Genomic DNA, 11,146 nt, shown 5'->3' with positions numbered 1-11,146 from the left:
CTGCAAGTACATTATACAGAGAAATAACAGTAGCAATCAATATGGCAAATATGTGTGCAGGAGTAACTTCGACCTATATGGAATTTACTCTTACATTCTGGAATTTAAAAATGCATTTTAGTTCTTTATTTTATGTTTGTCTTGAAAAAGAACATATGTTCTGATAAAATGGTCGTAGAAAGATCAATGAAAAGAAGTGAAGTGTTAGTTATGAGTCAGGAACGAGTTTATATCTGCATTGATTTAAAATCATTCTATGCATCTGTGGAATGCGTAGAACGTAAGTTAGATCCTATGACTGCGAACCTTGTAGTTGCAGATCCTGAGCGTACAGAAAAGACAATCTGCCTTGCTGTTTCACCTTCAATGAAAGCAAAAGGAATTCCCGGCAGATGCAGAGTATTCGAGATTCCAAAAGGGATAAAATATATCATGGCTCCTCCGCGTATGCAGCTTTATATTGATTATTCTGCAAAGATATATTCGATTTATCTTAAATACATTGCGAAAGAAGATATCCATGTTTATTCTATAGATGAAGCGTTTATGGATATTACGGATTACCTTTCTCTTTATAAGATGACAGCAAAAGAGCTTAGCATGAAGATGATGGAGGATGTGTTAAAGACAACGGGTATAACAGCAACGTGCGGGATTGGGACGAATCTTTATCTTGCGAAGATTGCACTGGATATTACTGCAAAGCATGTAGAAGATCATATCGGAATGTTGAATGAAGAGACATATCGGAAGACATTGTGGAATCATAAGCCCCTTACTGATTTTTGGAGAATTGGTTCGGGAATTGCAAGAAGCTTAAGTCGTGTGGGTATCTATACGATGGAAGAGATCGCAAAGGCAGATGAAGAGATGCTGTATCGTATGTTTGGTGTTGATGCGGAACTTCTGATCGACCATGCATGGGGAAGAGAGACGACAACTATGGCGGATATCAAAGCATACAGACCAAGATCAAATTCGATATCCAGTGGTCAGGTACTGCCAAGAGATTATAGCTTTGAGGAAGGAAAATTAATCGCACAGGAGATGGCAGATCTGTTATGTCTGGAACTGGTGGAAAAGGAATTGGTGACGGATTCTATCACATTGCATGTTGGGTATAGTAACCGGTTAGAGTCAAAGCCGGCGCATGGAACGATTCATATGACAATTACCACAAGTTCGGCACGGCAGATTATCGCTTATACAATACGGCTCTATGAGCAGATTGTAGATAAGTATAAGCAGATTCGGAGAATGACACTGACTTATAACCATGTGGTGGATGAATGTTATCAGCAGTATGATCTGTTTACAGATGTTACAGGAATGGAACAAGAACATCGTCTGCAAAAAGCAGTCCTTGAGATTAAGAAGCGGTATGGGAAGAATGCTATTCTGAGAGGAATGAATCTTCAGGCAGGGGCTACGACAATAGAACGGAACCAGCAGATAGGAGGGCATAAAAGTGGCGTTTAGAACAAAAATGAGCCGTGAAGACCGGGCAAAACAGTTTATGCCATTTGCTGCACTGAAAGGGTATCCAGAAGCTTTACGGAAAAAGGAAGAGACAGATTGGAGTGACGAAAAAGAAAATCATGGAGAACGGAAGAGTGAGAATTGTGGATATAGCGGAAGAACTGGGTGTCAGTACGGCGACAGTTTCGAATGTGATCCATGGCAAGACAAAGAAGATATCAGATGAGACAGTGAAAAGAGTGCAGCAATTATTAGAAGAGAAACAATACATTCCGAGTATGGCCGGAATTTTACTGGCGCAGAATAATTCGAGAATTATTGGGGTGGTGATAAATGATCATGAAAAATATGAAGGTCATGTATTGGAAGATGCGTTTATTAGCACTTCTTTGAATCACCTGTCGAGAGAGATAGAAGATTCAGGCTTGTTTATGATGATAAAAGTAACCCAAGATTGGAATGAGATCATCAGATTTGCCTCGATGTGGAATATGGAAGGAATGATAATCATCGGATTTTGTGAGCAGGATTATCAGAAATTACGAGAAAAGATGCGAATTCCATTTGTTGTATATGATGGCTTTTTTGAGAAAGCGAAGCGAATTTGTAATCTGGCAATAGATGATTATAATGGCGGGAAACAGATGGGGATATATTTTCGGCAGCAGGGTTATGAAAAGGCATTATGTATATCTGATAATGATATTTGTATGGATCACGAACGTCTGGAAGGTTTTCGGGAAGGTATGAAAAGAGAGATAGAATTGATGATTGTACCTATGGTGAAGCGGGAAAGACAGCAGTTTTATCAAGAACATTTGCAGCAGATCAAGAGTTATCCGGCAATTTTTGCAGTGTCAGACTACTATGCAGTTGAGCTGATGCAGTTTTTGCAGAGCCAGGGAGTAAGAATCCCGGAAGAAATCAGTATCGCAGGATTTGATGATAATCCAATCTGTGAGAATGTCTGCCCGTCACTGACGACTATAAAACAGGATGGAAAGACACGGGCAAAAATGGCAATCTCTATGCTTCAAAAACTAAAGAATGGAGAAGAAGCGGCAACAATCAGATTATCGACAACTTTGGTGGTGCGTGATAGTACACGATAATCAGAGAAATAAGACAATTTGCACAAAAGATGCGCGCTGTTTTTGGAACTGATTATGCGTTTAACCTATTGTGGTTATAAGGTGTTCACTTTACAATTACGGTGAGGTGAATATTATGTTTACAGAAAATCGATTCTATAAAACAGTGATAAAGATAGCAATTCCGGTGACACTTCAGTCTTTGCTTCAATCTTCCTTTGGGGTAGCAGATCAGATGATGACAGGGCAGCTCGGAAGTGTCAGTATCGCAGGAATTGGATTGAGTTCTAAGTTCACATCTGTTTTCTCAGTATTGGTATCAGCGATTGCAGCAGTGGCAGGAATCATGATTGCACAATATGTGGGTCAGAAGGACGATGAAGAAGTAAGTCGTTGTTTTTGCGTCAACTTGTTCCTGGCAGTCATTCTGGCGGTGTTTTTTACGATGCTGAGTGCGATGTGTCCGCAGATAATCATGAGGATATATACGAGAGATCAGACTGTGAGAAAGGTGGCGGCAGGTTATCTTCGGATTGTGTCTGTGACTTATCTCCCAATAGCCATATCTTCTCTGACATCAGTACTTCTTCGCTGTATGGAAAAGGCGGAACTTCCGATGTATGCGAGTATCTGTTCGGCAGTTATGAACACAGGATTGAATTACGTGTTGATATTTGGAAAGTGTGGTATTCCTAAAATGGGAGTACAGGGTGCGGCAATAGCGACTGTAATCTCCCAATCGGTGAATTGTGTATTATTGCTTGTTTTGTTCTTGGGATATTATGGAAATAAAGGACAGAAATTAGTATTAAAATTTACTCTAAAAATGACTTCTGAAAAGTATAAACAATATTTGGGAATCTTGCTCCCAATCTTGATCTGCGAGTTTTTGTGGACACTTGGTGAAAACATATATGCGGTTATCTATGGGCATATAGGGACAGAAGCTTGTGCAGCCATGACATTAACGACACCAATTCAAGTACTGATGATTGGAGCATTGAGCGGGGTCTCACAGGCAGCGGGAGTGATAATCGGTAAGACTTTGGGAAGTGGAGATAATGAACGGGCGTATGAGGAGTCGAAAAAGTTGATGAAATATGGACTTATCGGTTCTATATTGCTGTCGGTTCTTTTGATCTTTCTAAGTAATTGGTATATTTCCATTTATCAGGTGGAAAGTCATGTGAGGATGCTGGCGTGTCAGATTTTGTTCGCATTTGCGTTGATAGCACCAGTCAAAGTACAGAATATGATTCTTGGCGGTGGAATTATCCGAAGTGGCGGTAAGACAAAATATATTATGTGGATTGATTTTGTCGGAACATGGTTATTCGGTGTGCCGCTGGGATTTCTCACTGCTTTTGTGCTAAAGCTGGAAATCCCATACGTATACTTTATCCTTTCGCTGGAGGAATGTGTCAGATTAGGAATCTCATTTGTGGTGTTTCGGAAAAGAAACTGGATGATGCAATTATAATGTTAGAGATTCCAGCATCTCATGAACAGTCTTGCCGGTACAAGGATGATGTTTGTAAGGAGCAATCTCATAAAGCGGCTTTAGAACAAAGTCTCGTTTGTGCATTTCGACATGAGGGATGCATAAGTCCATAGTCTCATAGATGAGATCATCATAGAAAATAATATCCAGATCCAGTGTACGAGGACCCCAGTGAATGATGCGTTCTCGCCCGGCAGCCTGCTCAATACGGTGAAGCTCGCTTAACAGTTCCGCTGGAGGCAGAAGTGTACGAAGTTCAAGACAGGCATTCAGAAAGTCGTCTTGTTCGGTCATTCCGTAAGGTTCTGTTACCAGAAAAGAAGAGACTTTAGTTACTTCACAGCAAGGAGCCGTGTTTAAGGCAGTAATTGCATCGTTTAGATATTGCTCTTTATTCCCAAGATTAGAGCCGAGTGCAATATAGGCAGTATGCCATTGGCGTTCGATTTCAACAGATACGGTTTCCAGTGGAAGACCGATTGGAGCCCAGGGCTTTTTGATCTCTAGTTGAATCTTTTCAAGACCGGCAGTGTGGAGTAATAATTCTTCTGCCAGGGCTTCGGCTGCACACTCGAGTAGTTTATACGTATGTGTTTTTAGAAAATGATCGATGAAATGGCTTACTTCGCCATAATGGATAGAGTAGGTTAATTCGTCGGTTTTCCCGGCCTTTCGAGTGCTGGTGTACAGAATGGCTGAGACGATAAACTTCTGACCCAGTACATTTTCTTCTGGGAATACCCCGTGATTGGCGAAGATTTCCAGGTTTGATATCTTGATTTTATCCATGGTTCTTACTCCTTTGCAAGATGGCTTCTATCATGGTAATTGCCCTGTGATTCGCCTTGACATCGTGAACTCTTACGAAAGAACAGCCGTGCAACATTCCATATACTGTAGTAGCAAGGGTTCCTTCTTCGCGTTCATCAGAAGGAAGATCCAGGGTAAGTCCAATGACTGATTTGCGGGAAGTTCCAAGAAGAATCGGATATCCGAGTTCCTGCATGCAGTCAATTTCCCGGATAATATCCAGGTTCAATTCATAAGTTTTGCCAAATCCTACTCCGGGATCAAGGATGATCTTATCGTCTTCGATTCCTGCTTTTTTTGCAAGAGAGATGCATTCTTTCATATCCTCCAAAAACTCAGAAATAAAGTTCTGATATAAGGCTTCTTTTCGATTGTGCATCAGGCAGCAGGGCACCTGATAACGGGCAATTAGTTCGGCCATATGTTCGTCGTATTTTAATCCCCAGATATCATTGACCAGATCAGCTCCGGCATCAAGAGCTGCCTTTGCAACCGTACTTTTATAAGTGTCAATAGAGACTGGAATATCGAAATGGTGTTTTAGCTGTTCAATGACGGGAGCAACACGTTCGATTTCTTCGGCATCCGTAATCTGTGTATGTCCGGGACGTGTGGACTCTCCGCCAACATCCAGAATATCAGCCCCATCATGGATCATTTCTTCCGCATGTCTGAGTGCGGCATCCAGATGCTGATATTTTCCTCCATCGGAAAAAGAATCAGGGGTTACATTTAGAATTCCCATAATATAGGTATGGTTTGTAGCATCAAAGTTTTTCTCTCCAATAATCATAATAGAATCTCCATATTTTTCTTATTATTACTCCAATTACAATCTGCTTCTGCCTGACATGCGTAGCAGGCCCGGGATGCCTTATCACTCTCATATAGAAGCGCTTCCAGCGGTTCGGCATCTTGTCGAAGCCTTCGGTGGCCGCGGATTGCAGTCAGGATCTGTTGCTTTTCCTCTGGTGTAAAGCAGATCGGTTCAGGCATGTCGGATAATATTGTAGCTGCAATCGCTTCACTTGCGAGTTCGTGTGGAGTACCGTCTTCATATTGACGGTATTTTCCGATATCATGCAGAAGGGCTGCAGCATAGATGAGTTCCTTTCGGATGCCAAGCCCTCGTTCAAGATTATGAATGTATGCAATTCTTGCCACATCCAGAAGATGCGTCATCTGATGGCGGCAGAAGATACGGTCATATTCTAATTCTTCAAGCCGCTGGTAAGAGGAACGGTATAAAGGATGTTTTCGCAGAAATGCGACCTGCTGCATGGAATCATAACAGTCAGATGGTATTACTTGTGTCTCAGACATAGTTTCCTCCAATAGAAATAACTTTAGCGGTTCAGTATATGGAAAAATCGTTCTTCCAACACAGGATTGTTCTCAAATTCCCCTCGTTTTGCAATCGTCACAGTCTGGCTTCCGGGTTTTTTGATGCCGCGCATAGTCATACACATATGCTCCGCCTCAATCATAACCATCACACCTTTCGGCTGCATGTGCTCCATCAGAGCGTCTGCAATCTGGCCGGTTAATTGCTCCTGAAGCTGCAGTCGTCTTGCAAATACCTCTACCGTGCGGGCTAGCTTGCTTAGTCCGACTACTTTCCCGTCCGGGATATAGGCAATATGCACTTTCCCGTAAAATGGCAGCATGTGATGTTCGCAGGTGGAATAGAAAGTAATGTCTTTTTCTAACACCATCTCACTGTTCTCCACGTGAAATACCTTGCAAAGGTGTGTGCCGGCATCCTCGTTCATCCCACCATAGAGCTCTTCACACATACGCGCAATGCGGTCTGGTGTCTCACGCAGACCCTCGCGGTGGATATCTTCTCCGATGCCTTCCAGCATGAGTTGAACGGCTTGTTTGATTTTTTCTTGATCTATCATAGTTTCTTTCCTTCTATCATTTTTTTTTCTATTATTTGTTGCGTGAGTTGGTGGTATTCTTCGCGTACCTGTCCCAGATAGGAAAGGGAGCCAAAAGCAAGGATGATATTATCTCCATCGGATGGATCCATAGCTTTGGCATCTGCCAGAGCATTTTTCACAGCATCTTTGATGCTTCGCTCACAGGATACGGGAATGTCAGGTGAACAGTATGTCCTCATCACTTCTGCAAGATCACCAGCAGAAAGTGTACGTTCTGCATTGGGCAGATCAACCGTGTGCACAGACTTTGCCGATGGAGCCATGATTGCAGCAAGCTTTTGATATTCTTTATCATGGAATACTCCCATAATATAGATAAGACGCTTTCCTGGGAAATAAGTATCAATGGATTCTTTTAATCGCTTTGCAGCATCTTCGTTGTGTGCCCCGTCGATGAAGAACAGAGGGTGTTCTCCAAGACAGGTAAAGCGGCCCGGCCAGGAAGTCTGGGAAAATCCTGTATCAATGTCATTTTCTGTGATATTATATCCCAGTTCTATAAGTGCATCTATAACTTCCAGTGCAGTGATGGCATTATCGGCCTGGTATTTTCCAGCGAGAGGGCAGAAGATGTGTTCTCGCTTTTTATAGGAAAAAGTCTGACCGGAATAGCTTTCATTCAGAATCGTTCTTTTATTGCGTTCTGCAGTGTGAAATGGACAGTGTAAAGAGTTGGCTCGTTGTTCTAATATCTGCAATACTTCTGGTTTCTGAGGAGCAGAAACAACTCTGCATCCAGATTTTATGATACCGGATTTTGTCTGTGCAATCTCTTCTATAGTATTGCCGAGAATTCCAAGATGATCAAGACTGATAGAAGTAAATACAGCGCACAGCGTATTTTCAATAATGTTCGTTGCGTCTTGATCACCGCCAAGTCCACATTCCAGAACAACCAGGTCACAGTGCTCTTCTTTGAAATATAAAAAAGCTATTGCTGTCTCAGCTTCGAACACAGTCGGGCTTCTCTTGCCGGCTGTCTCCATGCGCGCAATAGCTTCCTGGATCTTATGTGTACATCTGGCGAATGCTTCTTCAGATATCCATGTTCCATCAATCTGAATCCGCTCCAAATAGGAAACCACTGTTGGCGATACATATCGTCCGGTCTTGTATCCTGCCTGACTTAAAATTGAAGAAGTGTATGCAAGCACAGATCCTTTTCCATTAGTCCCTGCGATATGTATAAACTTTAGATCTTTCTGAGGATCACCCAGTTCATGCAACAGTTCACGAATCGTATCCAAACCAAGTACACTTCCGTATTTTGACATATTGTCTAAATATACCCTTGCTTCTTTATAGGTCACGTTCTTCGTTTCCTTTCATATTACTGTTATCCATCATAGCACTAAAGGACATTTTCGACAAGCCAGTTTCTGGAATCTTTTTACGTTGTTATGTATCTGAAGAAAGATGCGGATATCAGGTTTTTCAGTTCATAATGATAAAATACATTCATACGTGTAACGAATCTCATTTTTTGGTAGTCTAATAATCAAAGGAGGTGGAAATCGTGAGTTTTGAAGAAATATATCGTTTGTATTTCAGAGATGTATATTTTTTTTTGCTTGCAATGAGTGAAAACCCTGATATTGCAGAAGAGATTACACAGGAAACATTCTATAAAGCGTTAAAGAATATCCATAAATTTAAAGGAGAATGTTCGCTAAAAACCTGGCTTTGTCAGATCGCAAAGAATACATATCTGACACATTGTAAAAAACAAAAACGATTGACTCACGAAGATATCTCCGAAGTGTATGCGGATGCAACGATGGAAGATCTGGTGCTCCAGAAAGAAGAGGAGTTGTCTGTTTACAGGATAATGAATTGTCTGAACGAGCCGTTTAAAGAAGTGTTTATGTTAAGAACGTTTGGTGATTTGTCATATAAGGAAATCGGGGAGATATTTGGGAGAAAAGAAGGATGGGCACGCGTGACATATCATCGGGCTAAATTAAAGATCCAGGAACATATCAAGGAGGAATCGTAATGAGTGATAAGATAAGCTGTAATGTGATTCAAGATCTGCTGGTTCTGTATGAAGATGAGGCATGCAGTGAGGAAAGCTGTAAACTGATTGAAGATCATCTCTCGAAGTGTGAGGTGTGCAGAGATATCTATGAGAAAGCAATGAAAACAGTTCCAGTCACAATGGAAGATCGTCAGGAGGAAGAGCGTTTTGTAAGATTTGCCAAAAAGATGAAGCGAAAATTAAATTCATTCTATATTATCCCGATTGCACTTTTTCTGCTGCTCGTATTGATGATTGATTATGCGTGGTCAGAATATTTTTCGGTCTGGATTAATTCTGTTGCAGCAAAAGATGTCAAAATTACAGAATTATATCAGCTTGATACGGGTGATATCTATTGTACGATTCAGACAGACAGACCATTTGCACATATTACAGATTATGGGATACAGATAGATGGTAATCCAGATGGTGATAATGATGAGGCATGGTATGAGCTTCACTTTCAATATCTGATGCCATGGCAAGATGAAGAAGACAGCTTTTATTCAGACTGTAATGGAAAGATCAGTTTTATATTTCCAATGACACAGACGGTGCATTATGATTACCTCTATACCTGTTCATCTATTTTTTACACAGGAAAAAATAAAAGTGATAAAGCAATCATCTGGAAAGAAGGGCAGTCAGTAGAGAAAGCCCCGCCAGAGATTCAAAAGAAAGCAGATCAATATTATTTGTTGGAAGAGGAACATTATGGATACCCGATTTATATACGAAGTGGAGAACGAAAATGAAAAATTCGTCTGTAAAGATAATATGGATTTTGGCATGGAAATATATGAAAAGAAATAAGCACCGAACAATTTTGACAATTCTTGGGATTGCATTGTCTGTTGCAGCGTTAACCTTTGTTGTCCTTTTCTCTTCAGCATTTCGCAATGCTGAAGAAGGTAAGATTATAGAAAAAGAAGGAGGATGGCATGCCAGATTTCATCAGGTGACGGAAAAACAGATTCAGGAAATTGCAACGTGGAATAAAACAAAGCAGATAGCGGTGACGTCCAATTGTGAAGAGCATGCCGGCAATTGTGTGGATGTGGAATTAAAGCATCCAGGAGTATCTGCAATCGGCAGGACACAACGTTTTGCAGAAAAGATTAATATGAGCATACTTCCCGAAGAAGAGCAGTATGAAGATATCGGGCATGAAAAAATAAAATACAATATTACTTATCATTATAGTCTGTTAGAACTATACGGTATATTTTACGAAGGAGCGCAAGGATCAGGGGCATTGACACTTACAATGATTGTAATTATCATCATTTTTTCCAGTGTGTTTATCTATAATGTGTTTGCAATCTCTGTCAGTGAAAAAATCAGATACTTAGGTATGCTTGGAAGTGTGGGTGCTACCAGATGGCAGAAAGCAAATTGTATATTTTTTGAAGGAATAATAGAAGGAATGTCAGGAATCTTTCTTGGACTTATTCAGGGAATCTTCATAGAAAAGCAAGTGCTCTCAAGGAAAAGTGATATGGAATTTATAATAAACAGAATCGATATAGGAATGATTCTTTTATGTGGATTGCTGATAGTATCTCTGGCAAGTATGATACCAGCATCAAGAGCCGGAAATGCATCCATTATGGATATGGTAATTCGCAGATATCCTTCAAAACTGGAAGGGCAAAAGCTTACAACATTAAAAAAACAACATCGTATATTGGGAACGGAAGGTGCGATTGCTTTGAAAAATGTATTCTTTCATGAAAAACAGTATACTATCTGCATTGCTATGTTAAGTCTTATCTGCTGTATTATGGTATGGGCATGTTTTGGCATGCAATGGAGAAGGGAATATACAAAGATAACAGGAGTTCAGCTAGATGGGGAACCTCTTCGGCTTGTTTTCCAATGTGGTATGCTGATTGCTCTGACAGCGTTTTGTATGACCAGTATGATTCAAAAGATTGCAGCTGATATCCGTATGAGACGAAGAGAATTTGCGGTCTATCAGTCGTTAGGCATGGAAAAAAGGCAATTGGCTAAGATGATGGTCATTGAAAATTCTATTTATGGGATCGCAACAGGAGTCATTGGGATTCCGTTCAGTATTTTTCTGCTGCATGAGCAGTATAAAGAGATTGCAATTGGAGGTGTGTATGTAAAAACGGCACAGGATGCTTGGGTTGTAAAGTTCCAATTGAGTATGCCGTATCAAATTGTTGTCGCGGAAATATTGCTGGTATTGGTGGTGGTTTTGCTGCCTACGCTGTATGGTCTGACAAAAATGAAGAGATTGGATATGCAATATATCTGTAATGAAAATGATTGA

At 40.8% G+C, this 11,146-nt stretch carries 12 protein-coding genes; 7 read left to right on the top strand and 5 right to left on the bottom strand.

Annotated features, from left to right (window positions below; genetic code table 11):
* The first annotated feature begins 210 nt into the window (after positions 1 to 210).
* The 4 genes from ABE613_RS13495 to ABE613_RS13480 all read left to right on the top strand — a co-directional run bounded on the left by ABE613_RS13495 (position 211) and on the right by ABE613_RS13480 (position 4,050).
* Positions 211 to 1,479: a Y-family DNA polymerase gene (locus ABE613_RS13495; RefSeq protein WP_347376657.1), complete on the top strand. Its 1,269-nt coding sequence runs from the start codon at positions 211 to 213 to the stop codon at positions 1,477 to 1,479.
* Positions 1,469 to 1,705, top strand: coding sequence for a hypothetical protein (locus ABE613_RS13490; protein WP_347376658.1), 237 nt, complete (start codon positions 1,469 to 1,471; stop codon positions 1,703 to 1,705). The genes ABE613_RS13495 and ABE613_RS13490 overlap by 11 nt, the downstream gene beginning before the upstream one ends.
* The gene (locus tag ABE613_RS13485; RefSeq protein ID WP_347376656.1) at positions 1,599 to 2,591 is read left to right on the top strand and encodes a LacI family DNA-binding transcriptional regulator; all 993 of its coding nucleotides are present in this window, start codon (positions 1,599 to 1,601) and stop codon (positions 2,589 to 2,591) included. The genes ABE613_RS13490 and ABE613_RS13485 overlap by 107 nt, the downstream gene beginning before the upstream one ends.
* Positions 2,592 to 2,706: 115 nt before the next feature.
* A complete protein-coding gene (locus tag ABE613_RS13480) occupies positions 2,707 to 4,050 on the top strand; it encodes an MATE family efflux transporter (RefSeq protein ID WP_347376651.1) in 1,344 nt (447 codons plus the stop codon).
* Here the strand turns inward: ABE613_RS13480 and folK are convergent.
* The 5 genes from folK to ABE613_RS13455 form a co-directional block, all read right to left on the bottom strand.
* Positions 4,045 to 4,860 (bottom strand): 2-amino-4-hydroxy-6-hydroxymethyldihydropteridine diphosphokinase, encoded by an 816-nt coding sequence (gene folK, locus ABE613_RS13475; RefSeq protein WP_347376650.1) that lies wholly within the window; start codon positions 4,858 to 4,860, stop codon positions 4,045 to 4,047. The two genes, ABE613_RS13480 and folK, sit on opposite strands and share 6 nt — an antisense overlap.
* Entirely contained in the window at positions 4,853 to 5,674 is an 822-nt protein-coding gene (gene folP / locus ABE613_RS13470) for a dihydropteroate synthase (RefSeq protein WP_347376649.1), read from the bottom strand. Before folP ends, folK begins: the two co-directional genes overlap by 8 nt.
* Positions 5,671 to 6,162, bottom strand: coding sequence for an HD domain-containing protein (locus tag ABE613_RS13465; RefSeq protein WP_347376655.1), 492 nt, complete (start codon positions 6,160 to 6,162; stop codon positions 5,671 to 5,673). Before ABE613_RS13465 ends, folP begins: the two co-directional genes overlap by 4 nt.
* A 65-nt stretch (positions 6,163 to 6,227) precedes the next feature.
* Entirely contained in the window at positions 6,228 to 6,785 is a 558-nt protein-coding gene (folE, locus tag ABE613_RS13460) for a GTP cyclohydrolase I FolE (RefSeq protein WP_235232872.1), read from the bottom strand.
* The gene (locus tag ABE613_RS13455) at positions 6,782 to 8,137 is read right to left on the bottom strand and encodes a bifunctional folylpolyglutamate synthase/dihydrofolate synthase (RefSeq protein ID WP_235232873.1); all 1,356 of its coding nucleotides are present in this window, start codon (positions 8,135 to 8,137) and stop codon (positions 6,782 to 6,784) included. Before ABE613_RS13455 ends, folE begins: the two co-directional genes overlap by 4 nt.
* A gap of 206 nt (positions 8,138 to 8,343) precedes the next feature.
* On the opposite strand from ABE613_RS13455, the gene ABE613_RS13450 reads away from it, so the two are divergent.
* From ABE613_RS13450 to ABE613_RS13440, 3 genes are read left to right on the top strand one after another with little or no spacing between them, the layout of a single operon-like run.
* Positions 8,344 to 8,823 (top strand): RNA polymerase sigma factor, encoded by a 480-nt coding sequence (locus ABE613_RS13450; protein WP_347376648.1) that lies wholly within the window; start codon positions 8,344 to 8,346, stop codon positions 8,821 to 8,823.
* Positions 8,823 to 9,602: a zf-HC2 domain-containing protein gene (locus ABE613_RS13445; RefSeq protein WP_235232874.1), complete on the top strand. Its 780-nt coding sequence runs from the start codon at positions 8,823 to 8,825 to the stop codon at positions 9,600 to 9,602. The genes ABE613_RS13450 and ABE613_RS13445 overlap by 1 nt, the downstream gene beginning before the upstream one ends.
* A gap of 44 nt (positions 9,603 to 9,646) precedes the next feature.
* Complete coding sequence (locus tag ABE613_RS13440; RefSeq protein WP_347376647.1) at positions 9,647 to 11,146, top strand: ABC transporter permease; 1,500 nt, start codon at positions 9,647 to 9,649, stop codon at positions 11,144 to 11,146.

It is taken from the genome of Dorea chungnamensis (genome assembly GCF_039832125.1).
In the GTDB taxonomy this organism is placed as follows: Bacteria; Bacillota; Clostridia; order Lachnospirales; family Lachnospiraceae; genus JAFBIX01.
The sequence above is the reverse complement of the archived record's forward strand: the minus strand, read 5'-3'. Positions and strand labels throughout refer to the sequence as shown.

Coding starts and splice junctions, on each gene's coding strand:
- ABE613_RS13495 (WP_347376657.1), top strand. CDS start 211: ATGAGTCAGGAACGAGTTTATATCTGCATTGATTTAAAATCATTCTAT.
- ABE613_RS13485 (WP_347376656.1), top strand. CDS start 1,599: ATGGAGAACGGAAGAGTGAGAATTGTGGATATAGCGGAAGAACTGGGT.
- ABE613_RS13480 (WP_347376651.1), top strand. CDS start 2,707: ATGTTTACAGAAAATCGATTCTATAAAACAGTGATAAAGATAGCAATT.
- folK (WP_347376650.1), bottom strand. CDS start 4,860: ATGGATAAAATCAAGATATCAAACCTGGAAATCTTCGCCAATCACGGG.
- folP (WP_347376649.1), bottom strand. CDS start 5,674: ATGATTATTGGAGAGAAAAACTTTGATGCTACAAACCATACCTATATT.
- ABE613_RS13465 (WP_347376655.1), bottom strand. CDS start 6,162: ATGCAGCAGGTCGCATTTCTGCGAAAACATCCTTTATACCGTTCCTCT.
- folE (WP_235232872.1), bottom strand. CDS start 6,785: ATGATAGATCAAGAAAAAATCAAACAAGCCGTTCAACTCATGCTGGAA.
- ABE613_RS13445 (WP_235232874.1), top strand. CDS start 8,823: ATGAGTGATAAGATAAGCTGTAATGTGATTCAAGATCTGCTGGTTCTG.
- ABE613_RS13440 (WP_347376647.1), top strand. CDS start 9,647: ATGAAAAGAAATAAGCACCGAACAATTTTGACAATTCTTGGGATTGCA.